General features: G+C 72.9%; 30 protein-coding genes. 19 read left to right on the top strand and 11 right to left on the bottom strand.

From position 1 onward, the window contains the following. The first annotated feature begins 60 nt into the window (after positions 1-60). The 8 genes from ACIO5D_RS28305 to ACIO5D_RS28270 all read left to right on the top strand — a co-directional run bounded on the left by ACIO5D_RS28305 (position 61) and on the right by ACIO5D_RS28270 (position 5,844). The gene (locus tag ACIO5D_RS28305) at positions 61-1,659 is read left to right on the top strand and encodes an ABC-F family ATP-binding cassette domain-containing protein (RefSeq protein ID WP_363607952.1); all 1,599 of its coding nucleotides are present in this window, start codon (positions 61-63) and stop codon (positions 1,657-1,659) included. A 327-nt stretch (positions 1,660-1,986) separates the two neighbouring features. Further along, a complete protein-coding gene (locus tag ACIO5D_RS28300) occupies positions 1,987-2,220 on the top strand; it encodes a helix-turn-helix domain-containing protein (RefSeq protein WP_030059940.1) in 234 nt (77 codons plus the stop codon). 220 nt (positions 2,221-2,440) lie between these two features. Further along, positions 2,441-3,247 carry an enoyl-CoA hydratase/isomerase family protein gene (locus ACIO5D_RS28295; protein WP_400798649.1) on the top strand — a complete coding sequence of 269 codons (807 nt, stop codon included), beginning with the start codon at positions 2,441-2,443 and terminating at the stop codon, positions 3,245-3,247. Positions 3,248-3,414: 167 nt separating this feature from the next. Continuing rightward, positions 3,415-3,936, top strand: a complete 522-nt coding sequence (locus tag ACIO5D_RS28290) for an Asp23/Gls24 family envelope stress response protein (protein WP_363607950.1) — start codon at positions 3,415-3,417, stop codon at positions 3,934-3,936. A gap of 46 nt (positions 3,937-3,982) precedes the next feature. Continuing rightward, positions 3,983-4,174: a hypothetical protein gene (locus ACIO5D_RS28285; protein WP_196951007.1), complete on the top strand. Its 192-nt coding sequence runs from the start codon at positions 3,983-3,985 to the stop codon at positions 4,172-4,174. Beyond that, complete coding sequence (locus ACIO5D_RS28280) at positions 4,174-4,521, top strand: hypothetical protein (protein WP_363607949.1); 348 nt, start codon at positions 4,174-4,176, stop codon at positions 4,519-4,521. The genes ACIO5D_RS28285 and ACIO5D_RS28280 overlap by 1 nt, the downstream gene beginning before the upstream one ends. Then, complete coding sequence (locus ACIO5D_RS28275) at positions 4,518-5,174, top strand: DUF6286 domain-containing protein (RefSeq protein ID WP_400798646.1); 657 nt, start codon at positions 4,518-4,520, stop codon at positions 5,172-5,174. The genes ACIO5D_RS28280 and ACIO5D_RS28275 overlap by 4 nt, the downstream gene beginning before the upstream one ends. Before the next feature lie 31 nt (positions 5,175-5,205). Continuing rightward, positions 5,206-5,844, top strand: coding sequence for an alkaline shock response membrane anchor protein AmaP (locus tag ACIO5D_RS28270; RefSeq protein ID WP_363607947.1), 639 nt, complete (start codon positions 5,206-5,208; stop codon positions 5,842-5,844). A gap of 38 nt (positions 5,845-5,882) precedes the next feature. Here ACIO5D_RS28270 and ACIO5D_RS28265 read toward each other — a convergent pair whose 3' ends face one another. Next, a complete protein-coding gene (locus ACIO5D_RS28265; protein ID WP_363607946.1) occupies positions 5,883-6,653 on the bottom strand; it encodes an SDR family oxidoreductase in 771 nt (256 codons plus the stop codon). A gap of 156 nt (positions 6,654-6,809) precedes the next feature. Between ACIO5D_RS28265 and ACIO5D_RS28260 the strand changes: the two genes are divergently transcribed. Further along, positions 6,810-7,232, top strand: a complete 423-nt coding sequence (locus ACIO5D_RS28260) for a MerR family transcriptional regulator (RefSeq protein WP_363607945.1) — start codon at positions 6,810-6,812, stop codon at positions 7,230-7,232. A gap of 3 nt (positions 7,233-7,235) precedes the next feature. After that, positions 7,236-7,568 carry a thioredoxin gene (gene trxA, locus ACIO5D_RS28255; protein ID WP_363607944.1) on the top strand — a complete coding sequence of 111 codons (333 nt, stop codon included), beginning with the start codon at positions 7,236-7,238 and terminating at the stop codon, positions 7,566-7,568. Between the two features lie 26 nt (positions 7,569-7,594). Here the strand turns inward: trxA and ACIO5D_RS28250 are convergent, their stop codons facing one another. Together ACIO5D_RS28250 and ACIO5D_RS28245 are read right to left on the bottom strand one after the other, a co-directional pair. Beyond that, positions 7,595-8,395 (bottom strand): SURF1 family protein, encoded by an 801-nt coding sequence (locus ACIO5D_RS28250; RefSeq protein ID WP_400798644.1) that lies wholly within the window; start codon positions 8,393-8,395, stop codon positions 7,595-7,597. A 31-nt stretch (positions 8,396-8,426) separates the two neighbouring features. Then, the gene (locus ACIO5D_RS28245; protein ID WP_363607942.1) at positions 8,427-9,422 is read right to left on the bottom strand and encodes a DEDDh family exonuclease; all 996 of its coding nucleotides are present in this window, start codon (positions 9,420-9,422) and stop codon (positions 8,427-8,429) included. 157 nt (positions 9,423-9,579) lie between these two features. Between ACIO5D_RS28245 and ACIO5D_RS28240 the strand changes: the two genes are divergently transcribed. The 4 genes from ACIO5D_RS28240 to moaA all read left to right on the top strand — a co-directional run bounded on the left by ACIO5D_RS28240 (position 9,580) and on the right by moaA (position 13,893). Beyond that, positions 9,580-10,623 (top strand): zinc-dependent alcohol dehydrogenase family protein, encoded by a 1,044-nt coding sequence (locus tag ACIO5D_RS28240; RefSeq protein WP_363607941.1) that lies wholly within the window; start codon positions 9,580-9,582, stop codon positions 10,621-10,623. A 238-nt stretch (positions 10,624-10,861) separates the two neighbouring features. Further along, positions 10,862-11,218 carry a DUF485 domain-containing protein gene (locus ACIO5D_RS28235; protein WP_400654014.1) on the top strand — a complete coding sequence of 119 codons (357 nt, stop codon included), beginning with the start codon at positions 10,862-10,864 and terminating at the stop codon, positions 11,216-11,218. Further along, entirely contained in the window at positions 11,215-12,825 is a 1,611-nt protein-coding gene (locus tag ACIO5D_RS28230; protein ID WP_363607939.1) for a cation acetate symporter, read from the top strand. The genes ACIO5D_RS28235 and ACIO5D_RS28230 overlap by 4 nt, the downstream gene beginning before the upstream one ends. Positions 12,826-12,903: 78 nt before the next feature. Further along, entirely contained in the window at positions 12,904-13,893 is a 990-nt protein-coding gene (moaA, locus tag ACIO5D_RS28225; RefSeq protein ID WP_363607938.1) for a GTP 3',8-cyclase MoaA, read from the top strand. A 17-nt stretch (positions 13,894-13,910) separates the two neighbouring features. On the opposite strand, the gene ACIO5D_RS28220 is transcribed toward moaA, so the two are convergent. The 6 genes from ACIO5D_RS28220 to ACIO5D_RS28195 form a co-directional block, all read right to left on the bottom strand. Beyond that, positions 13,911-14,171: a hypothetical protein gene (locus tag ACIO5D_RS28220; protein ID WP_363607937.1), complete on the bottom strand. Its 261-nt coding sequence runs from the start codon at positions 14,169-14,171 to the stop codon at positions 13,911-13,913. A 206-nt stretch (positions 14,172-14,377) separates the two neighbouring features. Then, positions 14,378-14,863: a DUF3099 domain-containing protein gene (locus ACIO5D_RS28215; RefSeq protein WP_400798641.1), complete on the bottom strand. Its 486-nt coding sequence runs from the start codon at positions 14,861-14,863 to the stop codon at positions 14,378-14,380. A 3-nt stretch (positions 14,864-14,866) separates the two neighbouring features. After that, positions 14,867-15,514 (bottom strand): RNA 2'-phosphotransferase, encoded by a 648-nt coding sequence (locus tag ACIO5D_RS28210; RefSeq protein ID WP_363607935.1) that lies wholly within the window; start codon positions 15,512-15,514, stop codon positions 14,867-14,869. 31 nt (positions 15,515-15,545) lie between these two features. Further along, a complete protein-coding gene (locus ACIO5D_RS28205) occupies positions 15,546-16,943 on the bottom strand; it encodes a metallopeptidase TldD-related protein (protein WP_400798638.1) in 1,398 nt (465 codons plus the stop codon). Further along, complete coding sequence (locus ACIO5D_RS28200) at positions 16,943-18,505, bottom strand: TldD/PmbA family protein (RefSeq protein ID WP_400798636.1); 1,563 nt, start codon at positions 18,503-18,505, stop codon at positions 16,943-16,945. The genes ACIO5D_RS28205 and ACIO5D_RS28200 overlap by 1 nt, the downstream gene beginning before the upstream one ends. Before the next feature lie 151 nt (positions 18,506-18,656). Then, entirely contained in the window at positions 18,657-19,802 is a 1,146-nt protein-coding gene (locus tag ACIO5D_RS28195; protein WP_400798634.1) for an MBL fold metallo-hydrolase, read from the bottom strand. A gap of 383 nt (positions 19,803-20,185) precedes the next feature. On the opposite strand from ACIO5D_RS28195, the gene fabG reads away from it, so the two are divergent. Beyond that, complete coding sequence (fabG, locus tag ACIO5D_RS28190) at positions 20,186-20,905, top strand: 3-oxoacyl-[acyl-carrier-protein] reductase (protein ID WP_363607931.1); 720 nt, start codon at positions 20,186-20,188, stop codon at positions 20,903-20,905. A 2-nt stretch (positions 20,906-20,907) separates the two neighbouring features. Further along, positions 20,908-21,675, top strand: a complete 768-nt coding sequence (gene fabI / locus ACIO5D_RS28185) for an enoyl-ACP reductase FabI (RefSeq protein ID WP_363607930.1) — start codon at positions 20,908-20,910, stop codon at positions 21,673-21,675. Between the two features lie 169 nt (positions 21,676-21,844). Here fabI and ACIO5D_RS28180 read toward each other — a convergent pair whose 3' ends face one another. Beyond that, a complete protein-coding gene (locus ACIO5D_RS28180) occupies positions 21,845-22,519 on the bottom strand; it encodes a FadR/GntR family transcriptional regulator (protein ID WP_363607929.1) in 675 nt (224 codons plus the stop codon). Between the two features lie 131 nt (positions 22,520-22,650). Here ACIO5D_RS28180 and ACIO5D_RS28175 point away from each other — a divergent pair, with 131 nt between their 5' ends. The 3 genes from ACIO5D_RS28175 to ACIO5D_RS28165 all read left to right on the top strand — a co-directional run bounded on the left by ACIO5D_RS28175 (position 22,651) and on the right by ACIO5D_RS28165 (position 24,808). Then, positions 22,651-23,937 (top strand): MFS transporter, encoded by a 1,287-nt coding sequence (locus ACIO5D_RS28175; protein WP_400798632.1) that lies wholly within the window; start codon positions 22,651-22,653, stop codon positions 23,935-23,937. 55 nt (positions 23,938-23,992) lie between these two features. Then, the gene (locus tag ACIO5D_RS28170) at positions 23,993-24,115 is read left to right on the top strand and encodes an SGM_5486 family transporter-associated protein (protein WP_363607927.1); all 123 of its coding nucleotides are present in this window, start codon (positions 23,993-23,995) and stop codon (positions 24,113-24,115) included. A gap of 165 nt (positions 24,116-24,280) precedes the next feature. Then, positions 24,281-24,808, top strand: a complete 528-nt coding sequence (locus tag ACIO5D_RS28165; RefSeq protein WP_363607926.1) for a histidine phosphatase family protein — start codon at positions 24,281-24,283, stop codon at positions 24,806-24,808. A gap of 77 nt (positions 24,809-24,885) precedes the next feature. Here ACIO5D_RS28165 and serB read toward each other — a convergent pair whose 3' ends face one another. Next, positions 24,886-26,148 (bottom strand): phosphoserine phosphatase SerB, encoded by a 1,263-nt coding sequence (serB, locus tag ACIO5D_RS28160; RefSeq protein ID WP_363607925.1) that lies wholly within the window; start codon positions 26,146-26,148, stop codon positions 24,886-24,888. Positions 26,149-26,299 lie beyond the last annotated feature (151 nt).

The raw sequence follows: 26,299 nt of genomic DNA, 5'->3' as shown, positions 1-26,299 counted from the left end.
GCTGCCCGGCCCCGGGCCATGCCCAGGCGCCCGCCCACGTCCCAGGAGTAGTCCCCAGCCATGATTTCCGTCAACGCCCTTGAGCTGCGCGCCGGTGCCCGGATCCTGATCGAGTCCGCCAGTTTCAAGGTCGCCCCGGGCGACCGGATCGGTCTGGTCGGGCGCAACGGCGCCGGCAAGACCACCCTCACCAAGGTGCTGGCCGGCGAGGGCATGCCGGCCGCGGGTACGGTCACCCGCTCCGGCGAGGTCGGCTACCTCCCGCAGGATCCCCGCACCGGCGACCTCGACGTCCTCGCCAAGGACCGCATCCTCTCCGCGCGCGGTCTGGACACCGTGCTGCGGAAGATGCGCGAGAACGAGGACCGGATGGCGAACGGCAAGGGCGCCACCCAGGAAAACGCGATGAAGAAGTACGCGCGCCTGGAGACCGAGTTCCTCACCAAGGGCGGGTACGCCGCCGAGGCCGAGGCCGCGACCATCGCCGCCGCCCTGGGCCTGCCGGACCGCATCCTCGGCCAGCAGCTGCACACCCTCTCCGGTGGCCAGCGCCGCCGCGTCGAGCTGGCCCGGATCCTCTTCTCGGACTCCGACGTGCTGCTGCTCGACGAGCCCACCAACCACCTCGACGCCGACTCGATCGTCTGGCTGCGGGACTTCCTGAAGACCTACAAGGGCGGCTTCATCGTGATCTCGCACGATGTCGACCTGGTCGAGACGGTCGTCAACAAGGTGTTCTACCTGGACGCCAACCGCTCCGCGATCGACGTCTACAACATGGGCTGGAAGCAGTACCAGCAGCAGCGCGAGGACGACGAGAAGCGCCGCAAGCGCGAGCGGGCCAACGCCGAGAAGAAGGCCGCCACCCTCAACGCGCAGGCGGACAAGATGCGCGCCAAGGCGACCAAGACGGTGGCCGCGCAGAACATGGCCCGCCGCGCGGACAAGCTGCTCTCCGGGCTGGAGCAGGTCCGGATGAACGACAAGGTCGCCAAGCTGCGCTTCCCGGACCCGGCGCCCTGCGGCAAGACCCCGCTGACCGCCAGCGGCCTGTCCAAGTCGTACGGCTCGCTGGAGATCTTCACCGATGTCGACCTGGCGATCGACCGCGGTTCGCGGGTCGTCGTGCTGGGCTTCAACGGCGCCGGCAAGACCACCCTGCTGCGGATGCTGGCCGGGGTGGAGAAGCCGGACACCGGCGAGGTCGTCCCGGGCCACGGCCTGAAGATCGGCTACTACGCCCAGGAGCACGAGACCCTGGACCCGGACCGCACGGTGCTGGAGAACATGCGCTCCTCGGCGCCGGACACGGACCTGGTGCAGATCCGCAAGATCCTCGGTTCGTTCCTGTTCTCCGGCGACGACGTCGACAAGCCCGCCGGGGTGCTCTCCGGCGGCGAGAAGACCCGGCTCGCGCTGGCCGCGCTGGTGGTCTCCAGTGCCAATGTGCTGCTGCTCGACGAGCCCACCAACAACCTCGACCCGGCCAGCCGCGAGGAGATCCTCGGCGCGCTGCGCGAGTTCAGCGGCGCGGTCGTGCTGGTCACCCACGACGAGGGCGCGGTCGACGCGCTCCAGCCGGAGCGGATCATCCTCCTGCCGGACGGTGTGGAGGACCTGTGGAGCCCGGCGTACGCCGATCTGGTCTCGCTCGCCTGACCGGCGGTAGACACCTCCTCCGCTTTTTGGACCAGAAAAACTAGTCCTTACGGCGTGTCCGGGAATGAAGAGGTCCGGCATTCCGTTTGAGTAGCTCCTGTCGGCCCGCCACTCGATCGTGGTCGGGCCGACGCTGCTGATCAGCCGTTTCGCTCCGGACGGCGGTATCGCCCCGGGGGCGTGCACTCTGCGTGAGCGCCCTTGTGCGCTCGGATCACCACCGACGGACCGCGCATTCCCGACATCGACCTTGTCGAATGGGTGGCCAGGACGCTGTGGATGGGTGATCATGGGAATCTGACCGAGCAACGCTACGAGGAGGCACGGGTGGCCGAGACTCTGAAAAAGGGCAGCCGGGTGACCGGTGCCGCGCGTGAGAAGCTCGCGGCCGATCTCAAGAAGAAGTACGACTCCGGGGCGAGCATTCGCGCTCTCGCGGAGGAGACCGGTCGTTCGTACGGCTTCGTGCACCGGATGCTGAGCGAGTCCGGAGTGATCCTCCGGGGCCGCGGTGGTGCCACGCGTGGCAAGAACAAAGCTACTGCCGGGGCTGGTTCCTGACGGTCCGTCAATTCTATGAGCGGATGACTCGGCGGCAGGGCGCCGACCGGGGAGGCGGCATCGATCGCCCGCCCCCGGCCACAGCGAACCGGCCGCCGATCGTCATGTCCGCGGTGGCGTCCGTCCCGGCGTCCCGATCTTTCCGCGCCGGCGTCTGCCGCTGCGCCGCCAGTTTTGTTACTCTCCGGTAGCCACGTCCCTCGCCACCGGAGGTCCCCGCATGACCGCCCCCGCCACCGACCCGCAGGCCCCGAGCTGGGAGCAGGACGGCGTCCGTCTGGAGATCGACGGCGCGCTCGCCACCGTCACCCTCTGTCAGCCCAAACGGCGTAACGCCCAGTCGCCCGCGATGTGGCGCGCCCTGGCGTCCGTGGGCCGGCAGCTGCCCGGTCAGGTCCGGGTGGTGCTGCTGCGCGCCGAGGGCCTCTCCTTCTCCGCCGGCCTGGACCGCGCGATGTTCACCCCCGAGGGCATCCCCGGCGAGCGCACCTTCCTCCAGCTGGCCGCCGCCGCGGACCGCGACCTCGACGACACCATCGCCTCCTACCAGGAGGCCTTCACCTGGTGGCGCCGCCCCGACCTGGTCTCGATCGCCGCCGTCCAGGGCCACGCCGTCGGCGCCGGCTTCCAGCTCGCCCTCGGCTGTGACCTGCGAGTGGTCGCCGACGACGTCCAGTTCGCCATGAAGGAGACCTCGCTCGGCCTCGTCCCCGACCTGGCCGGCACCAAGCCGCTCACCGAACTGGTCGGCTACGCCAGGGCGCTGGAGATCTGCGTCACCGGGCGCTGGGTCGGCGCCGAGGAGGCGACCGCCACCGGGCTGGCCAACCTGGCCGTCCCCGCCGCCGAGCTGGACGCCACCGCCCGCGATCTCGCCGCCGCGCTGCTGGCCGCGCCGCGGGACGCCGTCATCGAGACCAAGGCCCTGTTCCAGGGCGCGGGCGGGCGCTCGTACGACGAGCAGCGCTCGGCCGAACGGGTGGCGCAGGCCCGTCGCCTGCGCGATCTGGCCGGCCTCGGCGACTGACGCCCACCGAGCGGACAGGGCCCGGCTCCGGGGGCGATCCCGGGGGGCCGGGCCCTCGGCGTTCCCCGGGCCGGCCGGCCGCCGTTCCGGGGGCGGGAATCGTGGCGAAATGCCAGAGTTGGAGTGATTCGGGATATAGCTATGGCCGTACGACGGGAGAAGCGCTCATGCCTGACACTCCGACGCCCGCCACGCTGCACAAGAACCCCTCCGCCGCCGCCTCCTCGGCCTCGTCCTCCTCGTCCTCCTCGCTCGCCGAGGGGAAGAGGTCGGCGAGCGAGCGCGGACGCACCGCGCTGGCCGTCGGCGTGGTGGAGAAGATCGCCGGTATGGCCGCCCGCGAGGTCTCCGGCATCCACGCCCTCGGCTCGGGTCTCTCCCGCACCTTCGGCGCGATGCGCGACCGGGTGCCGGGCGGCAAGTCCAGCATCGGACGCGGCATCAAGGCCGAGGTCGGCGAGAAGCAGACCGCCATCGACATCGCCCTGGTCGTCGAGTACGGCGTGGTCATCCCCGAACTGGCCCGCCAGGTACGGGAGAACATCATCGACTCGGTCGAGCGGATGACCGGCCTCGAAGTCGTCGAGGTCAACATCGCCGTCAACGACGTCCATCTCCCCGACGAACCGGACGTCGAGGAGGAGGAAGAGGAGACCCTCTCCTCCGGCCAGCGGCCCAAGCTGAAGTAGCCCGACCGGCCGGACCCGGCCGGCGGCGGAGGACGAGGAGGAGCGGATGAACCTGGCCATCGTCGGCCTGGTGGTGGGTATGGCCCTGGGCTTCGCCGGATATTTCGGCGGGTTCGCGGCCTTCCTGCTGGTGGCCGCGCTCGGGCTGGTCGGCTTCGTGGTCGGGCGACTGCTGGAGGGCGACATAGAGCTCGGTGACCTGGGCGACCTGCTGCGCGGCCGCGACCGGCGCCGCTGATGGCGGCCCTCGCCACCACCTCCCCCCGTGACCCCGGCGCCCGGGGCCGGCTGCGGGTCGCCGACCGCGTCTACGCCCGGATCGCCGCCCGGGCCGCTCGCGAGGCGCTCACCGAGGCGTGGCACGGCCGGGCGGAGCGGGGCAGGCCGCCCAGGGTGTCCGTCTCCACGCCGGGCAGCACCGTCACCGTCCGGGTCGCCGTCGAACTGCCCTTCCCCGCCGACCTGGCGGCGCTCGCCCGGGCCGTGCGCGAGCGGATCGCCGCGCAGGTCGGCGGGCTGACCGGGACCAGGGTGGCCGGGGTGGTGGTGGTCGTCGAGCGGCTGGTGACCGGGGGCCGCGCATGACCGAGCAGACGCCCGGGACACCGTCGGAGGGGGCGGCCGAGCCGGGCCCGCCCACCGAGCCGCCCACCGAGCCGTCCACCGGGGCGCCGAGCGAGCCACGGACCGTCGCGGCCCGGGTGCCCCGGCCGCGGTCCGCGCGGACGGCCGCCGCCGCGCTGGTCGCCACCGGTGTCCTGGTGATCGCCGGGGCGCTGCTCTACGACGTGGTCGCCGTCCGCACCGGGCACCCCGCCCTCCGGTGGCGCGCCGAGACCGCCGACGAGCTGGCCACCCGGCACCTGGACGACCTCTGGGTGCTGATCGGTGCCGGAGCCGCCGCCCTGCTCGGCGGTCGGCTGCTCTGGCTCGCCTTCGCGCCCGGCCTGCGCCGCTGGCTCGCGCTGCGGCCGCACGGTGAGACCGCCGCCGCCATCGACCGCGCCGGGGTGGGCCATCTGCTGGCCGACCGCGCCGCCGGGCTGCCGGGTGTCGAGCACATCGTGATCCGGATCAACCGCCGCCGGGTCCGGGTCACCCTGGTGGGTCCCGCCGATCCGGCCTTCGTCCAGGCCCGGCTGCGGGAGGAGCTGGCGCGGGTGACCCTGGCCCGGCCGCTGCGGCTCGACGTCCGGGCGGACCGTCCGGGGTCCGGAACGCGCGGAGCGGGCGGATGAGCGGCGTACGGGCGGAGAGAGGAGCCGACGGATGAGCCGGTCCACCGTGAACCGGGTGCTGCTGGGAGTGGCCGGGGTGGTGCTGCTGGCGGTCGGGGTGCTGGTGCTGGCCGGCGGGCTCGACCTGTACGGGCGGCTCGGGGTGGATCCGCCGTCGTGGTGGCCGCTCACCTCGCCGGACCAGCCGGTGGTCAGCGTCCGCACCCGGACCCGCTGGGTGGACGCCTCCTGGTGGTGGCCCGCCGTGATCGGCGGACTGACCGTCCTGGTGGCCGGCATGATCTGGTGGCTCTTCGCCCAGCTGCGGCGCAGCGGCCCGGCGAGCATCGACGTCCCCACGCCCGGCGCGCCCGGGCTGCGGCTGCGGCTGCGGACCCACGCGCTGGAGGACGCGCTGGAGACGGGCACGGTGGTGCTCCCCGAGGTCGAGCGGGCAGGCGTCCGGCTGGTGCGTGCGCCGGGTGGGCCGCGGCTGCGCGGCGCCGTCCGGCTGACCCCGGGCGGGGACCCGGCGGCGCTGGTCGAGCACTTCGACACCGGTCCGCGCGCGGACGCCGCGGCCAGCCTCGGGCTGACCGCGCTGCGGGCCGACCTCCGCGTCCGGGTGCTGCGGGCGAAGCACACCGAGCCGCGCCGCCGAGGCCGGCGCAGACAGCCACGGGTCCGGTGACCGGAGGGGGTGGCGTGGGCCGCCCCCTTTCGGTCACGTCAGAGGCCGCGCAGGGCGCCGCCGTCGACCGGGACCATGACGCCGGTCAGGTAGGACGCGGCGGGGGAGAGCAGGAAGGCGGCGACCTTGCCGAACTCCTCCGGGGTGCCGTACCGGCCGAGCGGGATGGCGGCGCTGTGGTGGGTGCGGGCGGCCTCGGGGTCGCCGCCGAGGGCGTCGAGTTCGCGGACCCGGTCGGTGTCGATCCGGGCCGGGAGCAGGCCGACCACCCGGATGCCGCGCGGCCCCAGCTCGTCGGCGAGCGACTTGGCGGCCATCGCCAGGCCGGGGCGCAGGCCGTTGGAGATGCCGAGGCCGGGGATGGGCTGGCGGACCGAGCTGGAGAGCACGAAGCCGATCACACCGCCCGCGCCGAGTGCGTCGGCCGCCGCCCGGGCGATCCGCAGGGCGCCGAGGAAGAGCGACTCGAAGGCGTCGCGCCAGGCCTCCTCGGCGGCGGTGGAGACCGGGCCGGCCTGCGGGCCGCCGACGCTGATCAGTACGCCGTCCAGCCGGCCGAAGTGCTCGGCGGCCTCCGTCACCAGCCGGGCGGCGGTGGCCGGGTCGGCGTTGTCGGCCACCAGGCCGTGTGCGGCCCCCCGGCCGCCGAGCGCGTCCAGTTCGGCGACTGCCGCCGCCACCGACTCCTTGCCCCGGCCGCTGACCAGCACCCGGGCACCGTCGGCGGCCAGCTCCCGGGCGGCCGCGAGGCCGAGGCCCCGGGTGGCGCCGGTGACCACGTACACCCTGTCCTTCAGTCCAAGATCCATGCCCCCATCCTGCCGGGTGGCGGCAGCGGGCGGGTAGGGGCCCGCCGGGCCGGCGTTCCGGGGGAGTGACCCCGGGGGCTGGCCTTGACGTCGGCGTCAAGGTCTACCGTCGTTCACGGCGGCGTTCGGACGGCGGCCGGAAGGAGCGGTGCGGTCATGCGGATCGGCGAGCTGGCGAGGCGGGCGGGGACGACCACCCGGGCCCTGCGGTACTACGAGCAGCTCGGGCTGTTGCCCGCCCGGCGGGCCGGCAACGGCTACCGCGCCTACGGCGAGGACGATCTGCGGCTGCTCCGGCAGATCCGCACCCTCCAGGACTTCGGCTTCGGGCTGGAGGAGACCCGGCCGTTCGTGGAGTGCCTGCAGGCCGGTCACCCGGAGGGGGACTCCTGCCCGGCCTCGCTGGAGGTCTACCGGCGCAAGCTGGCCGAGCTGGACGAGTGCATCGCCCGGCTCCAGGAGGTCCGTGCGCAGGTGGCCGAGCAGTTCTCCCGGGCGGAGCTCGCCCGGGACGAGCTGGCGGCCGGGGCCGGGCAGGCGCCGCTCTGCGAGTTGGCGACCGATTGGAAGGAGACGTAGACGATGGTGCAGATCACAGGGGTGCCGGCGGTCACGGACGAGACGTTCGCGGCCGAGGTGCTGGCGGCCGAGGGGCCGGTGCTGGTGGACTTCACGGCGGACTGGTGCCCGCCGTGCCGGATGATGGCGCCGGTGCTGGCCGACCTGGCCCGCGAGGAGGGGCACCGGATGACCGTGGTCCAGCTGGACGTGGACAGCAATCCGCAGACGCAGGCGGCGTACGGGGTGCTGTCGATGCCGACGCTGATGGTGTTCCGGGACGGGCAGCCGGTGAAGTCCGTGGTCGGTGCCCGGGCCAAGACCCGGCTGCTGCGGGAGCTGGACGACGTGCTCTGAGCGGGCTCCGGCGGGGCCGCCGGAGGTCAGGCCGGTACGGCCACCGGCGGCACCTCGGCCTCGGCGGCCTCCTTGGCGCGATCCCTGGCCTCGCGGCGGACGATCACCCAGAGACCGACCGGGATCATCGCGGTGAACAGCCACCACTGGATCGCGTACGCCATGTGCGGGCCGATGTCGGAGTGGTTGGGCTCGGGCAGCAGCTGGGGCTGGTCGCCGGGGGCCGGGGCGGTGTCGGTGAGCTCCAGGTAACCGCCGAGGAGGGTGGCACCGGTCTCCTTGGCCTGCTGCTCGGTGCTGATCAGGTTGAACTGCCGGTCGGGCAGGCCGGCCCGGTCGCGGATACCGCTGCCGGCCGCGGTCTCGTCGGCACGCAGCCGGCCGGTGAGGGCGACCTCGCCGGCCGGCGCGGTCGGCACCGGCGGGTAGGCGGTGGCGGAGTCGCCGGACGGCACCCAGCCGCGGTTGACCAGGACGGTGCCCTTGCCGTCGGCGAGCGCCAGCGGGGTGATCACGAAGTAACCGATCTTGTCCCCGCTGGAGTCGGTCCGCTTGCGGACCACGAACTCGTGCGCCGGGTCGTACTGCCCGGTGGCCGTCACCGCGCGCCACGTCAGGTCCTTGGGCACCGTGAAACCGGGCGTCGCCGACAGGGTGTCGAACGGGACCGGCCGGTCGGTGAGGGCCTGGGTGATCAGCTCGTTGCGGTCCACCCGCGCCTCGTGGCGGTGCAGCTGCCAGAACCCCAGCCTGATCGTGGTGGGGATCAGGAGCAGGGCGATCAGCAGGGTGATCAGCCAGCGCCGGGAGAGCAGAAAACGGTACACACGGGCACGGTACGCCCACCTCACGGCGCGATCACGCACCGGGGTGCGGAGCGACCTCGCGCAGCAACTGGAGGAAGGCGTCCTCGGTGACCACCGGGGTGCCGACCTCGCGGGCCCTGCGGGCTTTGCCGCTCCAGCTGCCGGGCTCGTTGGTGACCAGCAGGCTGGTGAGCCGGCTCACCGAGGTGGCGATGTGCAGGCCGGCCTCCACCGCGCGGTCCTCCAGCAGCTCGCGGTCGGTGGCGGTGTCGCCGGTGATCGCCACCCGCATGCCCTGCACCAGCGGCTTGCCGTCCTCCCAGCGCCCCGGGTTGGGGTACGGGCACGGCGGGCGCTTCCTGGCCTGGCGGTACGAGGAGCCGGTCCAGGAGGCGCGGCCGGGCGCCGCGGGCTCGTCCTCGCCGAGGTCGGTGACGGCCACGCAGGCCTGCAGCGGCAGTGGGACGCCCCCCTGGCGGGCCAGGTGCAGGCTGGGGCGGAAGGCCTCGGCGAGCACCCGGGCGTCGTCCAGGGCGTTGTGCGCCTGGCGCTGCTGGACACCGAAGTAGGCGGCGAGCGAGGACAGTTTGCCGTTGGGCAGCGGGAGCCGCAGGTCGCGGGAGAGGACCATGGTGCAGAGCCGCTGGTCCACCGGGGCGTGCAGGCCGGCCCGGGAGAACTCGCGGGAGATCATGTTCCAGTCGAAGAGCGCGTTGTGGGCGACCAGCACCCGGCCGCGCAGCCGCTCGGCGAGTGCCCCGGCGATCTGCGGGAAGGTCGGGGCGTCCGCGAGCAGCTCGTCGGTCAGGCCGTGGATCCAGACCGGTCCCGGGTCCCGCTCGGGGTTGACCAGGGTGTACCAGTGGTCGGTGACCTCGCCGTCGGGGTCCAGCTGGTAGACGCCCGCCGAGATGACACGGTCCGAGCGGCCGAGGCCGGTGGTCTCGACGTCGACCACCGCGAAGCCCTCGGTGGGGGCGGCGGAGCGCTGGGCGGGGACGGGGACGGTCCGCGGCGCGCCGTACGTCTCGGGCTGGATCGCATGCATGGTCAAACAGAATAAGCGCCGTCCGGGCCGGGTCCGGTCGAAATGAGGTGGCGGACGGGCCGGAATAGAGTGGTCGACGTATTCGTCGTACATCCGGTCGAATATCTCCCGGTCGTTCGCCACCCCCGGCGACGGCCTCTGCGAAGGACGAACCCTCATGCGCGCCACCGTGATCCACGGCCCCAACGACATCCGGATCGAGGACGTACCGGACCCGGTGATCCAGCAGCCCACCGATGTCGTCCTCCGGGTGGTGAACGCCTGCATCTGCGGCAGCGACCTGTGGGCGTACCGGGGTGTGGCCGCGCGGACGGCCGGGCAGCGGATCGGGCACGAGTTCCTCGGCGTGGTCGAGGACGCCGGGTCCGAGGTGCGCGGCTTCAGGCCGGGCGACCTCGTGGTGGCCCCGTTCGTCTGGTCGGACGGCACCTGCGAGTTCTGCCGCGAGGGTCTGCAGACCTCCTGTCCGCACGGCGGCTTCTGGGGCCAGGTCGGCTCGGACGGCGGTCAGGGCGAGGCGGTGCGCGTCCCGTACGCCGACGGCACGCTGGTGGGGCTGCCCAGGGAGGCGGCGGCGGACGAGAAGCTGCTGCCCAACCTGCTCGCCCTCTCCGACGTGATGGCCACCGGGCACCACGCGGCGGTCTCGGCCAGGGTGCGGCCGGGGTCCACCGTCGCGGTGGTCGGCGACGGTGCGGTGGGCCTGTGCGGCGTGCTGGCCGCGCGCCGGCTCGGTGCGGGCCGGATCATCGCGCTCGGCCGGCACACCGCCCGGACCGACCTGGCCCGCCGCTTCGGCGCGACCGATGTGGTGGCCGAGCGCGGCGAGGCGGGGATCGAGGCGGTCAAGGAGCTGACCGGCGGCCAGGGCGCGCACGCCGTGCTGGAGGCCGTCGGCACCGAGGAGTCGATGCGCACCGCGGTCTCGATCGCCCGGGACGGCGGCGCGGTCGGCTACGTCGGTGTGCCGCACGGCGGCAGCGCGGGCGTGGACATCGGTCAGATGTTCGGCCGAAACGTTTCGCTCAACGGCGGTGTCGCCCCCGCCCGCGCCTACATCCCCGAGCTGCTGCCCGACGTTCTCTCCGGCGCCATCGAGCCCGGGCTGGTCTTCGACCGCACGGTGGACCTGGACGGCGTCCCGGACGGCTACCGGGCGATGGACGACCGCTCCGCCCTCAAGGTGCGGATCGCCTTCTGATCCGGCGTCACCAGGGGCGGCACCGCAGGCCGGTGCCGCCCTTTCGCATGCCCGGAAGTGATGGTTTTCGGCCAATTGGGCAGCACGAGGGGGTGAATGGTCGGCTGAACACGGTCAAACCCTTCCGGGGCGGGTGCGACCCTCCTAGCATTGCGCGGCGCGCAGCCGGACTGTGACTCCGCTCACGTCCGCTCGTTCCACCTGTGCGACCGCCACGCCGAAGGAGTGAGGAGTCAGAGTGGAATCGCCGTCGATCACCACTGTCCCTACGGAAGTCCAACTCATCGATGAGAGCAGGGAGTTCCGTGCCCTGCGGCACTCGTTCCGGAGCTTCGCGTTCCCCGTCACCATCGGATTCGTCCTCTGGTACCTGCTCTACATCCTGCTCTCCAGCTACGCGCCCGGCCTGATGGGCACCAGGGTCGTCGGGCACATCAACGTCGCCCTGGTGCTGGGGCTGCTGCAGTTCGTCACCACCTTCGCCATCGCGGCCTGGTACGCGCGCTACGCGGACCGGCGGCTCGACCCGCCCGCCGCCGCGATCCGCGAAGCCCAGGGCGCCGTGGTCCACGCCCCCCGGGAGGCCGCCGAATGACCCTGCTCGCCAGCTCCGCCACCGAGCACCGCGGCCTGACGATGACCCTCTTCGGGTTCTTCGTGCTGGCCACCCTCGGCATCACCGTCTGGGCCGGGCGGCAGACCAAGGACGCCGCCGACTTCTACGCCGGCGGCCGCGGCTTCACCGGCTTCCAGAACGGTCTGGCCATCTCCGGCGACTACATGTCCGCCGCGTCCTTCCTCGGCATCGCCGGCGCCATCGCGCTCTCCGGTTACGACGGCTTCCTCTACTCGATCGGCTTCCTGGTCGCCTGGCTGGTCGCCCTGCTGCTGGTCGCCGAACCGCTGCGCAACTCCGGCCGCTTCACCATGGCCGACGTGCTCGCCTTCCGGATGCGGCAGCGGCCGGTCCGCACCGCCGCCGGGGTCTCCACCATCGTGGTGTCGATCTTCTACCTGCTGGCCCAGATGGTCGGCGCGGGGACGCTGGTGGCGCTGCTGCTCGGCGTCAGCGGGGACGGCGCCAAGCGCCTGACCGTCGTCGCCGTCGGCGCACTGATGGTGATCTACGTGGTGATAGGGGGGATGAAGGGCACCACCTGGGTGCAGATCGTCAAGGCCGTGCTGCTGATCGCGGGCACCGCGCTGATGACCGTGCTGGTCCTCGCCAAGTACCACTTCAACCCCTCCGCGCTGCTGGGCGCCGCCGCCGACGCCAGCGGCAAGGGCGCCGCCTTCCTCGAACCGGGGCTGAAGTACGGCGCCACCGGCACCAGCAAGCTCGACTTCATCAGCCTGGGGATCGCCCTGGTGCTCGGTACCGCCGGACTCCCGCACATCCTGGTCCGCTTCTACACGGTGCCCACCGCCAAGGCGGCCCGGAAGTCGGTGCTCTGGGCGATCGGCATCATCGGCGCCTTCTACCTGATGACCCTGGCGCTCGGCTTCGGCGCGGCCGCGCTGGTCGGCCACAAGGCTATCGAGGACACCAAGTCCTCCGGCAACACCGCCGCCCCGCTGCTCGCCGAGCAACTCGGCGGCGGTGCGGGCTCCACCGGCGGGGCGATCCTGCTGGCGGTGATCTCCGCCGTCGCGTTCGCCACCATCCTCGCGGTGGTCGCCGGACTCACCCTGGCCTCCTCGGCCTCCTTCGCGCACGATCTGTACGCCAACGTCATCCGGCGCGGCCGGGCCAGCGAGAAGGAGGAGGTGCGCTCGGCCAAATGGGCCGCCGTCGCGATCGGCGCGGTCGCGATCGTGCTCAGTCTCTTCGCGGGCAAGCTCAACACCGCCGCGCTGGTCGCCCTGGCGTTCGCGGTGGCCGCCTCGGCCAACCTGCCCACCCTGCTCTACTCGCTGTTCTGGAAGCGGTTCACCACCACCGGCGCGGTCAGCTCGGTCTACGCCGGGCTGGTCACCTCGGTGGTGCTGGTGCTCTTCTCGCCGGTCGTCTCCGGCGCCAAGACCTCGCTCTTCCCGAACCACGACTTCCACTGGTTCCCGCTGGAGAACCCCGGCCTGGTCTCCATCCCGGTCGGCTTCCTGGCGGGCTGGGTCGCCACCCTCCTCTCGAAGGAACGCGCCGATCCGGCGAAGTACGCTGAACTGGAGGTTCGGTCGCTGACCGGACTGGGCGCCCACTGACAGCCGGGCGATGACTAGGCTGGCCCGGCCCCGCCGTGACGGTGGCCGGGCCGGCCGCATTCTCCGGAAGGGACCGCCGTGCTGCTCGACACCTTCGGCCGCCGCGCCGTCGACCTGCGGGTCTCCCTCACCGACCGGTGCAATCTGCGCTGCACCTACTGCATGCCCGAGGAGGGCCTGCAGTGGCTGGCCAAGCCCGACCTGCTCACCGACGAGGAGATCGTCCGGCTGATCGCCCTCGCCGTCCGTGACCTCGGCGTCCGGGAGGTCCGCTTCACCGGTGGCGAGCCGCTGCTGCGGCCCGGACTGGTCGCCGTCGTGGCCGCCTGCGCCGAGCTCGAACCGCGCCCCGAACTCTCCCTCACCACCAACGGGATAGGCCTCGCCCGGACCGCCGAGGCGCTGCGCACCGCCGGGCTGGACCGGGTCAACGTCTCGCTCGACACCCTCGACCCGGACACCTTCCACACCCTCACCCGCCGCCACCGGCACCAGGACGTCCTGGACGGGCTGGCCGCCGCCGAGACCGCCGGGCTGGCGCCGGTCAAGCTGAACGCCGTCCTGATGCGCGGGGTCAACGACCACGAGGCGCCGGAGCTGCTCGCCTGGTGCCTGGAGCGCGGGTACGAGCTGCGGTTCATCGAGCAGATGCCGCTGGACGCGCAGCACGGCTGGGACCGCACGTCGATGGTCACCGCCGAGGAGATCCTGGAGCGGCTCGCCGCCCGCTTCGCGCTCACCCCCGAGCCCTCGGTCCGGCGGGGCGCGGCACCCGCCGAGCGCTGGCTGGTGGACGGCGGCCCCGGCCGGGTGGGCGTGATCGCCTCCGTCACGCGCCCGTTCTGCCGCGCCTGCGACCGGACCAGGCTGACCGCCGACGGCCAGGTGCGCAACTGCCTGTTCGCGACCGGGGAGACGGATCTGCGGACCGCCCTGCGCTCGGGCGCCGACGACGCCGAGATCGGGGCGCTGTGGCGCGCGGCGATGTGGGGCAAGAAGGCCGGTGCCGGGATCGACAACCCCGAGTTCCTCCAGCCCGATCGGCCGATGTCGGCGATCGGCGGGTAGGGCGTGGCCCAGGGTGCCTACGGAAGGGGCCGGGCCTGCTCGTCCCCGGTGTTCCCGGTGCTCTCGGGGGTCCAGTCGGCGAAGGCGACGACCTCCTTGAGGAAGCCGCGCACACCGAGGAACTGGGACAGGTGCTCGCGGTGCTCCTCGCAGGCCAGCCAGGTCTTGCGGCGGTCCGGGGTGTGCAGCTTGGGGTTGTTCCAGACCAGCACCCAGCGGGCGTCCGCCCGGCAGCCCTTGGCGGAGCAGACCGGCGTCTGCGTCTGCGGGGAGTCCATCGGGGCCGTCCTCAGCGGTAGGCGGGTCGTCTGTACCGCCAGTCTGTCACGCGCCCGGCACGCCCCCGTTCGCGGCCCGAGGCCGCCCGTACGCCACGCGGGGCGCCACCCGGATCCGGGCATGGCGACGCCGGGCAGCCACGGGGGGAGCCGCCCGGCGTCGGTCCGTCGCTCCGACGGGGGATGCGGAGCGCGTACGCAGTATGTCACGGTAGGGGTGGCTTAAGGGGAGGTCTTGCATGATTAATCTGAGCTTCTTTTGAGCTTTCCTCTAAGGCAATTGCTGGATACCAGAGCAAAACGGGCAGTCGGCTCAAGTCCTGTGAAGAATCGGTGGGATCGCCCTTCGCACCGGGCGTACCATGCGTCGCACCCGCCCCACCCTGACCGCCGGGACCGAGCATCAGCGGGGTGCCGGCCGGCACGTCGAAGGTGCTCGGCAGTCCAGGCGCCTTCTCCCGGCCCGCGTTGGCGATCAGCACCGCGAAGTACGGCAGCAGGACCGCGCCGGCCAGCGCGACGAACGCCAGCACCCGCTGGACGTCCCACAGGACCACCGCCAGCAGCACGCAGACGGTGCGCAGCAGCATCGAGGCCACATAGCGCCGCTGCCGCCCGCGGACGTCCTCGGTGAGGCTGCTGCGCGCACCCGTGATCCGGTAGACCTCTCCATCGCCGGCGCTCTTGCCCATGTCCTACCGTCCTCGTCCAGGCACCCGCGCGTCTCGCCGCGCGGCCTCCTCACGGTACGCCGCGCCGGGGCCGCCGACGAGACCGGGGCGGAGGGGCGCGTCCTGGCGGAGCCGGCCGAGGTACTCGGGCGGTACCGCGGCGGTGAGCCAGACGCCGTTGGCGCTGACCCGGAACTCGTGGCCGGCCGCCGCCATCGCCGCCGCGTCCACGGTCAGGACCACCGGGCGGCCGTGCCGGGCGCCGACCCTGGTGGCCGTTTCGGTGTCCGCCGAGAGGTGGACGTCCTGCCGGGCCATCGGGCGCAGGCCCTCGTGGAATATCGGGTCGAGGCTCCGGGTGGCGGTGCCGTGGTACAGCACCGCCGGCGGCTCGGTGGCGGTCAGACCGAGGTCGACCGCCACCGTGTGCCCCTGACTGGCGCGGATCGAGAGACCGTCCTCGGAGTAGGCGAACCGGCGCTTGTTGTTGGTCTCCACCACGTGGTCCAGCTCGGCCCTGGTCAGCCGGTTCCCCTTCGCCGCCAGCGCGGCGAGCAGGACGTCCACCCGGACCCAGCCGGCCGCGTCCAGGGTGATCCCGACCCGGCCGGGGTCGTGCCGCAGGATCCGCGACAGCATCTTGCTGGTCCTGACCGTGCGCTTCTCGTCCACTCTCTCGATCCTTCCCCCGTGGTCTGGCGCCCTAGGACGCCTGGCTGACCGAACTCATGTTGAAATCCGGGACCCGCACCGGCGGCATCGCGGCCCGGGTGAACCAGTCGCTCCACTCCCGCGGCAGGCAGCGCTCGGTGCGGCCCACCTCGGTGATCCGGCCGAGCAGGTCGACCGGCGACTCGTTGAACCGGAAGTTGTTCACCGCGCCGACGACCTCGCCGTTCTCCACCAGGTACACGCCGTCCCGGGTGAGGCCGGTGAGCAGCAGCGTCGCCGGATCCACCTCGCGGATGTACCAGAGGCAGGTGAGCAGCAGGCCGCGCTCGGTGCGGGCGATCATCTCGTCCAGGGTCGGCGCGGACGCCTGGTCGGCGGTCTCCAGGACGAGGTTGTCCCCGGCCGGCCGCAGCGCCAGGCCGGTCAGCGCGGCGGAGTGCCGGGTGGTGACCAGATCGGTCAGCACGCCCTCGCGGATCCACTCGGTGGCGGTGAGCTCCAGGCCGTTGTCGAAGACCGAGGAGTCCCCGCCGCTGGAGTGCGCCAGCACGAACGGCGCCGTCTCCAGGCCCGGTTCGGCCGGGTCGGAGCGCAGCGTCAGCGGCAGGCCGGCGAGCTTGTCGCCGATCCGGGTGCCCCCGCCGGGCCGGGAGAAGACCGTCCGGCCCTCGGCCGCGTCCCGGCCGCCGGAGGACCAGCTCATGTACACCAGCAGGTCGGCCACCGCCGAGGGCGGCAGCAGGGTCTCGTACCGGCCGGCCGGCAGGTCGATCCTCCGGGCTCCCCAGGCGAGCCGCCTGGTCAGCTGGGCGTGCAGTTCGGTGACGTCGACGTCGGTGAAGTCCCGGGTGCCGGCGCCCGCCCAGGCCGAGCCGGAGAGGTCGGCGGTCTTGGCGTTCAGCTCGACCATGCCGGTGGGCTGGTCGTGGCGCAGCCGCAGGCCGGTGGAGGTGCCCAGGTAGCTGGAGACCATCTCGTGCCGGGCGAAGCCGTACAGCAGCTCGCCCTGGGCGGCGGCCCGGGCGAAGGCCTCGCCGAGGGCGGGCGCGAAGGCCGCGAACACCTCGATCGAGGTCTCGGCGGGCGGTTCGGTGAAGCCGGGCGAGGACGGCCGGTCGGCCACCAGGGGCTGGGCGTCCTCGGCCGGGCCGGCCGCGCGGGCGGCCTCCTCGGCGGCCCGGACCAGGCTCTCCACCTCGTCCGGCGCGACGGCCTCGCGGGAGACCACGCCGGAGGCGGTGCCCTCGGCGCCGGCCACCGTGGCGATCACGGTGAGCCCGCGGCCCCGGGTGACGCCGTTGGTGGTCAGCGCGTTGCCGGCCCAGCGGAGGTTGGCGGTGGACTCCTCGTCGGCGATCACCACGCAGCCGTCGGCGAGGGAGAGGCCGAGCGCCAGCTCGACGAGTTCGTGGGGTTGCGTCGCGGTCATCAGTGACCCGCCTCCTGCTGGGTGTTGAGCACGTTGACGTTGCGGAACAGCGCCGAGGGGCAGCCGTGGCTGACCGCCGCGATCTGGCCGGGCTGCGCCTTGCCGCAGTTGAAGGCGCCGCCGAGCACGTAGGTCTGCGGGCCGCCGACGGCCGCCATCGAGCCCCAGAAGTCGGTGGTGGTGGCCTGGTAGGCGAAGTCCTTGACCTGGCCGGCGAGTTCGCCGTTCCTGATGGCGTACGCGCGCTGGCCGGTGAACTGGAAGTTGTACCTCTGCATGTCGATCGACCAGGAACGGTCGCCGACGATGTACAGGCCGTTCTCCACGCCCGCGAACAGCCCCTGGGTGTCGGGGCCGTCGGCGGCCGGCTGGAGCGAGACGTTGGCCATCCGCTGGACCGGCACATGGGCGGGGGAGTCGGCGAAGGCGCAGCCGTTGGAGCGCTCGAAGCCCTTCAGTCTGGCCATGCTCCGGTCGAGCTGGTAGCCGACCAGGATGCCGTCCCGGACCAGGTCCCAGGACTGGGTGGCGACGCCCTCGTCGTCGTAGCCGATGGTGGAGAGGCCGTGTTCGGCGGTCCGGTCGCCGGTGACGTGCATCAGTTCGGAGCCGTACCGGAGCGACCCCAGCCGGTCGAAGGTGGCGAAGGAGGTGCCGGCGTAGGCGGCCTCGTAGCCCAGCGCGCGGTCCAGTTCGGTGGCGTGGCCGATCGACTCGTGGATGGTCAGCCAGAGGTTGGACGGGTCGACGACCAGGTCGTAGCGGCCGGCTTCGACGCTCGGCGCCTTCATCTTCTCGGCCAGCAGGACGGGCAGTTCGGCCAGCTCGGCGTTCCAGTCCCAGCCGGTGCCCGTCAGGTACTCCCAGCCGCGCCCGGCCGGCGGGGCCAGGGTGCGCATCGAGTCGAAGGCCCCGGTGCGCTCGTCGACCGAGGTGGCCTGGACCGTGGGGTGCAACCGGATCCGCTGCTGGGTGGTGACGGTGCCGGCGGTGTCCGCGTAGAACTTGTTCTCCTGGACCGTCAGCAGCGTGGCCTGGACGTGCGAGACGCCCTCGGCGGCGAGCAGCCGGGAGCTCCAGTCGGCGAGCAGGGCCGTCTTCTCGGCGTCCGGCACCTCGAAGGGGTTCACCTCGTAGGAGGAGACCCAGGTGACGTCCGGGTGGACCGGTTCGTCCGCCAGCTCGACGAGCTCCTTCGAGCCTGCCGCGCGGCTGATCCCGCCGGAGAGCCGGGCCACCGCGACGGCCTGCTCGGCGACCCCGGCCGCCGCGGCGGGGGTGAGGTCCACCCCGGCGGCGAAGCCCCAGACGCCGTCCAGAAGCACCCGGACGGCGAAGCCCAGCTGGACGCTGTCGGAGGTGCCGGCCGGGCGGGCGTCGCGCAGCCGCCAGGAGGCGCTGCGGACCCGCTCCAGACGGAAGTCGGCGTGGGCGGCGCCGAGTTCACGGGCCCGGGTGAGCGCCGCGTCGGCGAGGGTGCGCAGCGGGTAGGCGAGGAACAGCGCGTCGACGGCGCGCCCGTGCGGGGCACCGGCGCTGCTGGTCGGAGGCTTCGGAGTCAATCGGGCTCCCTGGTCGGGGGGATGGCGGTGCGGGCACCCCGCACAGGGATGCCCGCACCGAATCATTTCCCGTCCATGGGGTTTCGGCCAGCTCATTTTCCCGGTGACACGCGCCGGTCGCGGGCGCCGCGGGGACCTTCCGGGCCGTGCGTCAGGAGACGCTCTCCCACCAGCCGTCCAGCTCCGGCGGGCAGTCGACGTCCACCCGCTCGCCGGGGCGCGGCACCGCCAGCGGGACGGCCTGCGCCTTGGCCTCGACGAGCAGCCGCTCGACCGGCTCGGCCCACGGGTGCAGGCCCAGGTTGAAGGTGCACCAGTGGACCGGCACCAGCAGGCCCGCGTCGAGGTCGCGGTGGGCACGGACGGCGTCCTCGGGCGTCATGTGGATGTCGGCCCAGGCCGCGTCGTACGCGCCGATCTGCACCAGGGCGGCGTCGAACGGGCCGTGCTGGTCGCCGATTTTCGCGTAGCCCTCGAAGTAGCCGGAGTCCCCGGTGTAGAAGACCTTGCGGGTGGGCCCGGCGATCACCCAGGAACCCCAGAGGGTGGTGTTGCGGGTGAGGCCGCGGCCGGAGAAGTGGTGGGCGGAGGTCAGGGTGAGCACCAGTTCGCCGAGGGTGCAGGTCTCGTCCCAGTCCAGTTCGATGATCCGGTGCTCCGGGACGCCCCAGCGGCGCAGGTGGCCGCCGATGCCCAGCGGGACCGCGAACGGCGCGGACTGGCTGCGGACGAGACGCTTGACCGTCGCCATGTCCAGGTGGTCGTAGTGGTCGTGGGAGATCAGCACCGCGTCGACCCGCGGCAGTTCCTCCAGCTCCACCGGCACCGGGTGCAGCCGCTTGGGGCCGATGTGCGCGGCGGGGGAGCAGCGGTCGCTCCAGACCGGGTCGAGCAGGACCCGGGAGCCCTCGATCTCCACCAGGGCGGACGCGTGTCCGTACCAGGTGATCTCCACGCCCTCGGCGGCCGGGCGCGACCCGTCGGCCGGGCGGACGGTCGGGACCGGGTTGGCGGGTACCCGGCCCTCGCGCTGGAACAGCATCCGGCGCGCGGTGTCCCGGTCGAAGTCGGGGGCGGACCCGGCCCGGGCCAGCGTGGAGGGCGCGTTGTGGAAGACCCCGTCGCGGTACTGCGGCGAGTCGCGCACCCGCTCCTCGCGGTCGCCGTCCGGTCGCCGCCCGAACGCCGCCGGCAGGCCGCGCAGCGACCAGGCGGCCGCTCCCGCGCCGGCCGCCAGGACGGCCAGTGCCAGCAGTCGTCCGCGCCGGCGGGTGGTACCGGGCTGTGCCTCGCTCATCCGTGCTCTGCCTTCGTTCGTCGCCGGGGCGCCGGGCCCCGCACGGCGGGGCCCGTCCAGAAGTCGGTACGGCCGGCCCCGGGTTGTCCCGCACCACCGGGGCAACGGGCGTGCCCGCCCGTGTTGTTCCCGGCCGTCCCTGTTGTTCCCGTTCCGCGGATCACGACAGCGGATACGACAGCGGACACGACAACGGCGGGACCGCGGCAGCACAACGACCTGGAGGCGGCCGGCCGCCGCCTCGGACGCGGATTGTCGGATTGCGACAGTTCCGCCGGTAAGGCGCTGTGGGAGACCGATTCGTCGCCGCCCCGGGCCGACCGATACCGTCACACTGCGTGCGCGTTTCGCCGTACGCGGATCCAACGGAGAGAGGTGGATCGTTGAGCCGCTCGGTTCTCGTCACCGGAGGAAACCGGGGCATCGGCCTCGCGATCGCCCTGGCCTTCGCCGAGGCGGGCGACAAGGTCGCCATCACCAGCCGCTCGGGTGAGGTACCCGAGGCGCTGGAGAAGTACGAGGTCCTCGCGGTGCGCTGCGACATCACCGACGCCGCGCAGGTCGATGCGGCGTTCACCGAGGTCGAGGCCAAGCACGGCGCGGTCGAGGTGCTGGTCGCGAACGCGGGCATCACCCACGACACCCTGCTGCTGCGCATGTCCGAGGAGGACTTCACCTCCGTCCTGGACACCAACCTGACCGGCACGTTCCGGGTGGTCAAGCGCGCCTCCAAGCTGATGATGCGGGCGCGCAAGGGCCGTGTTGTCCTGATCTCCTCGGTGGTCGGCCTCTCCGGCTCGCCGGGTCAGGCCAACTACGCCGCCTCCAAGGCCGGCCTGGTCGGGTTCGCCCGGTCGCTGGCGCGCGAGCTCGGCCCGCGCAACATCACCGTCAACGTGGTCGCCCCCGGCTTCGTGGACACCGACATGACCGCGGTGCTCAGCGACGAGCGCCGTGCGGAGATCGTCTCGGGCGTGCCGCTGGGCCGCTACGCGGCGCCCGCCGAGGTCGCCTCCACCGTGCGGTTCCTCGGTTCGGACGAGGCCGCGTACATCACCGGAGCCGTCATTCCCGTCGACGGCGGATTGGGCATGGGTCACTGATCATGAGTGGAATCCTTGAGGGCAAGCGGATCCTGATCACCGGTGTGCTGATGGAGTCCTCCATCGCCTTCCACACCGCGAAGCTCGCCCAGGAGCAGGGCGCCGAGATCATCCTCACCGCGTTCCCGCGGCCGAGCCTGACCGAGCGCATCGCCAAGAAGCTGCCGAAGCCGGTCAAGGTGCTGGAGCTGGACGTCTCCAGCGAGGAGCAGCTGGCGGGCATCGCCGACCAGGTCCGCGAGCACCTGCCGAGCCTGGACGGCATCGTCCACTCGATCGGCTTCGCCCCGCAGGACGCCCTGGGCGGCAACTTCCTGAACACCCCGTGGGAGTCCGTGGCGACCGCCATGCACGTCTCGGCGTTCTCGCTGAAGTCGCTCACCACGGCGCTGCTGCCGCTGATGCAGGACGGCGGCTCGGTGGTCGGCCTGACCTTCGACGCCCAGTTCGCCTGGCCGAAGTACGACTGGATGGGCCCGGCCAAGGCCGCGCTGGAGGCCACCTCCCGCTACATGGCCCGTGACCTCGGCTCCCGCAACATCCGGGTGAACCTGGTCTCGGCCGGCCCGATCGGCTCGATGGCCGCCAAGTCCATCCCGGGCTTCGGCGACCTGGCCGCCACCTGGGACAGCCGTTCCCCGCTGAAGTGGGACCTGACCGACCCGGAGCCGGCCGGCCGCGGCGTCGTGGCCCTGCTCTCCGACTGGTTCCCCAAGACCACCGGCGAGATCGTCCACGTGGACGGCGGCCTGCACGCGATCGGCGCCTGACGGCGGCGGCGCACCCGGTCCCACACCCGACCCGCCCGGTATCCCTCGCAAGGGGTACCGGGCGGGTCGCGTTCTTCGCCGCTTCGGGCGGCAGGGCCGGGGCCCGCTCTCACCAGGGGCTGTCCGGCCCGGGGTTGCCGGGCGCGGGAACCCGGGAGCCGGGACCGGGTCAGGCCTCGGCCGGGGTGCAGGCGCCGATGGCGCGGCCGGCCTCGTCCGAGGCGCGGTGGGGGTCGCCGGCCCGGATGGCGTCCACGATCCGGTCGTGGCCGAGGTAGCGCTCGGCGATCAGCTCGGGGCCGACGTCGTGGCGCAGATGGGCCCGGGTGACCTCGCCGAGGTCGGCGTAGACGGCGGCGAGCACGTCGTTGTGGGCGGCGGCGACGACGGCCTGGTGGAAGGCGGCGTCGGCCTGGACGAAGTCCTCGGCGTCGCCGGAGCGCCAGGCGTCCTCACGGCGGGCCAGAGTGGCCTCCAGCAGGCCGAGGTCGCGCTCGGTGCGGCGGGTGGCGGCCAGCCCGGCCGCCGAGGCCTCCAGGGTGACCCGCAGCTCGGCGACCTGGGCCAGGTCGGCGTCGGCGAAGCGGCGGTGCATCACGCCGGCCAGCTCGCTGGTGGCCAGGACGTAGGTGCCGGAGCCCTGGCGGATGTCCAGCAGGCCGTTGTGGGCGAGGGCGCGGACGGCCTCGCGGACGGTGTTGCGGGCCACTCCGAGCTGCTCGACCAGCGCGGCCTCGGTCGGGATGCGCGAGCCGACGGGCCATTCGCCCGAGGTGATCTGGGCGCGCAGCTGCGAGATCACCTGATCGGACAGCGGGGTGCGTCTCGGCGAGGACAGCGCCACGGGGGACTCCTTGCGGATTCGGGATCGGCGGGGGCCGGCGGCAGACGGGTGGGCCGGACCGACGGGTGGGTCGGGACATCATGCCAATTCGAGGATGCGCTAATTCATCCCATCATTCTATGATGGCTCCCATGCCTCCCGCAGCAGACACCACCGCCTCCTCCCGAACCGAGGCCCGGCCGCAGACCGAGCGGCCCCCCGCCACCCGTGGCACGCGCGTCGGCTGGTTGTTCGCCGTCGCGATCGCCGTCGCCGCCTTCAACCTCCGCCCCGTGGTCACCAGCCTCGGGCCGCTGCTCGACCAGGTCCGTGCCGACCTCGGGATGAACCCGACGCTGGCCGGCCTGCTCACCGCCGTCCCCTCGCTCTGCTTCGCCCTGTTCGGCTTCGCCGCGCCGGGCATGGCCCGCAAGGCCGGGCCGATCGCGGTGATCACCGCCGGCATGGGCGCGATCACCGCGGGCGTGCTGGCCCGCTCGTTCGCCGGCGGCACGGCGGTCTTCCTGCTGCTGACCGCGCTGGCGCTGGCCGGTGTGGCGGTCTCCAACGTGCTGATCCCCGTGGTGATCAAGCGGTACTTCCCGGAGAAGGTCGGCCCGATGATCGGCCTCTACTCCATGTCGCTGTCGGCCGGCACCGCGCTGGCCGCCGCCGTCACCGTGCCGCTGACCAGCTCGCTCGGCGGCGACTGGCGGGTGGGCCTGGGCGTCTGGGCCGCGCTCGGCGCGCTCGCCCTGCTGCTCTGGCTGCCCGTCATGCTGTCCCGGCGCGAGCGCGGCGACAAGGCCGGCGGCACGACCATCGTCCGGCTGCCGATCACCCGCAGCCGGACCGCCTGGGCGATGGCCTGCTTCTTCGGCCTCCAGGCCACCGGCGCCTACGTGGTGATGGGCTGGCTCCCGAAGATCTTCCAGGACTCCGGCGTCTCCGAGAGCGCCTCCGGGGTGCTGCTGGCGATCACCATGGCGATCGGCGTGCCGGTCTCCTTCGTGCTGCCCAACCTCGCCGCCCGCCGGGGCGACCAGCGGCTGTTCGTCGTGGTGCTCGCCGCCTGCGGCATCGCCGGGTACACCGGCCTGGCGCTGGCCCCCGCCTCCGCCTCCTGGGCCTGGGCGGTCCTGGTCGGCCTCTCCAACTGCGCGTTCCCGCTGGTGCTGACCATGATCGGGCTGCGCGCTCGGACGGCCGGCGGGGTGGCCCAGCTCTCCGCCTTCGCCCAGGGCGTCGGCTACCTGATCTCCATCCCCGGCCCGATCCTGATCGGCCGGCTCTACCAGGCCACCGGCGAGTGGTACCTGCCGCTGGGCTTCCTGGCCCTGCTGCTGGTGCCGCAGATGCTGTTCGGCCTGCGGGCCGCGATGGCCCGGCACATCGAGGACGAGGCGGTCCACCCGGCCGCGGTCCCGGTCAAGAACTGACCAACACCGAGGGGTCGGTGACCGACGGGCATGACCGGGGTGGGAGAATCCGGTCATGCCCGTACTTGATCCCAACCCCACCGACGGCCACAAGAAGCTCGGCCAGATCGCCGCGGCGATCGTCGGCATCGTGGTCCTGCTGGTGATCGTCGCCAGCGTCGCCCAGAGCCTGGGCTGACCGGGCGCGCCGTACCCGGGACGCCCCTCGGCGCCCCGGCCGTCCGGCGCCCGTCCGGCGGACGAACCCCGGCGAACGGCGCATCATGACACCCTGCACCCCTCAGGGTGGCGCCATCGGGCAGCACCGCGCCCCGCAGCGGCTTTTCTGCCAAGCTTGCTGGGTATGAGCGCCGACACGCCCCGCAGGATCATCGTTCTCCGCCATGCCAAGGCCGACTGGCCCAACGGCGTCGACGACCACGAGCGGCCGCTGGCCGACCGGGGCCGCCACCAGGCCCCGGATTCCGGCCGCTGGCTCGCCGACTCCGGCATCAACCCCGACTACGTGCTCTGCTCCACCGCTCTGCGCGCCCGCGAGACCTGGAAGCTCGCCGCGCACGAACTGCCCAAGCGGTCGCGCAAGACGGTGTACGAGGAGCGGGTGTACGAGGCCAGCCCCGGCGAGATCATCACCGTCATCCAGGAGACCCCGGAGGAGTACGCCGACCTGGTCCTGGTCGGCCACAACCCCGGAGTGCTCGGGCTGACCCAGGTGCTGGCCGGGGACGAGGGCGACCGGGAGGCGCTGGAACGGCTGCGGCTCGGCGGCTTCCCGACCGCCGCCATCGCGGTGCTCAGCTTCAGCGGTTCGTGGAAGGGCGTCGAGCCGGGCGTGGCCGCGCTGGTCTCCTACTTCACGCCGCAGGACTGACCTCGGGGGAGAGGGGCCCGAGGAGTGCTCCTCGGGCCCCTCTCGTCCGTCCCGGGGCCCGCCCGGCCGGCCGCGCGCTACTCGGTCGGCGTACCGTCCAGCGCGTCGGCCGCCTCGACCTCCTCGCGGGTGATGCCCAGCAGGTACAGCACGGTGTCCAGGAACGGCACGTTCACCGCGGTGTCCGCGGCCTCGCGCACCACCGGCTTGGCGTTGAACGCCACCCCGAGCCCGGCCGCGTTCAGCATGTCCAGGTCGTTGGCGCCGTCGCCGATCGCCACCGTCTGCTCCAGCGGCACCTTCGCCTGCTCGGCGAAGCGGGCCAGCCAGCGGGCCTTGCCAGCCCGGTCCACGATCTCGCCGACCACCCGGCCGGTGAACCTGCCGTCCACCACCTCCAGGGTGTTGGCCGCCGCGAAGTCCAGCCCCAGCTGCTCCACCAGGTGGTCGGTGACCTGGGTGAACCCGCCGGAGACCACCGCGACCTGGAAACCGAGCCGCTGCAGCGTGCGGATCAGGGTGCGCGCGCCCGGCGTGAACCGGACCTCCGCGCGCACCTTCTCGGTCACGCCGGCGTCCAGCCCGGCCAGCAGCGCCACCCGGGCGCGCAGCGACTCGGCGAAGTCCAGCTCGCCGCGCATCGCCGCCGCCGTCACCTCGGCGACCTTCTCCTCGCAGCCCGCGTGGGCCGCGAACAGCTCGATCACCTCGTCCTGGATCAGCGTGGAGTCGACGTCCATCACCACCAGCCGCTTGGCCCGGCGCTCCAGGCCGGCCCTGACCACCGCGATGTCCACCCGCTGGGTGGCCGCCTCCTGGGCCAGCTCGGCGCGCAGTTCGTCGGTGGCGACACCGGAGACGGCCAGCTCGACGGCGGTCACCGGGTACTTGGCGAGCCGGAAGACACGGTCGATGTTGCCGCCGGAGGCGGTGATCCGGGAGGTCAGCGCGGAGACCGCGGCGGCGGTCAGAGGGTGGCCCAGCACGGTCACGTGCGAACGGCCCTCGCGGCGCGGCCGGTTGTCGCCGATGCCGGAGATGATCTCGGCCTGGAGCTTCTGCTCCTCCGCCCAGCGGTGCACGGTGGCCCGCAGGCTGCCCTCGGCGCCGGGCGCGCCGCCGGCCGGGGGGGTCACCAGGGCACAGAGCGTTATCCGGCCCCGGGTCACCACCTGCTCGATGTCGATCACCTCGACGCCGAACCCGGCGAGGGTGGTGAAGAGGCCGGCGGTGATGCCGGGACGGTCCTTGCCGAACACCTTGACGAGCAGGGTGCGCTCGTCCTCGGTCCGGGGCTGCGGGGCGGGAAGCGGCTCAGCGGCCAAGGGCGATGCGTTCATGGTGCCCCCCACGCTACCCGCCGCCCGCCGCCGCCACGGCACCCGTCCACCTCGCGGACGGACGTATCGGAGGTGTGCGTACGACCCGGGTGACGGATGGGTGACGGAGAGGTGACGCGGGGGTGTGGTACGGGTCCGTCGGCGAATCGTT

This window comes from Kitasatospora sp. NPDC087315, from assembly GCF_044744345.1.
Lineage (GTDB): Bacteria > Actinomycetota > Actinomycetes > Streptomycetales > Streptomycetaceae > Kitasatospora.
This window is presented reverse-complemented; position numbering and strand designations above follow the sequence as displayed.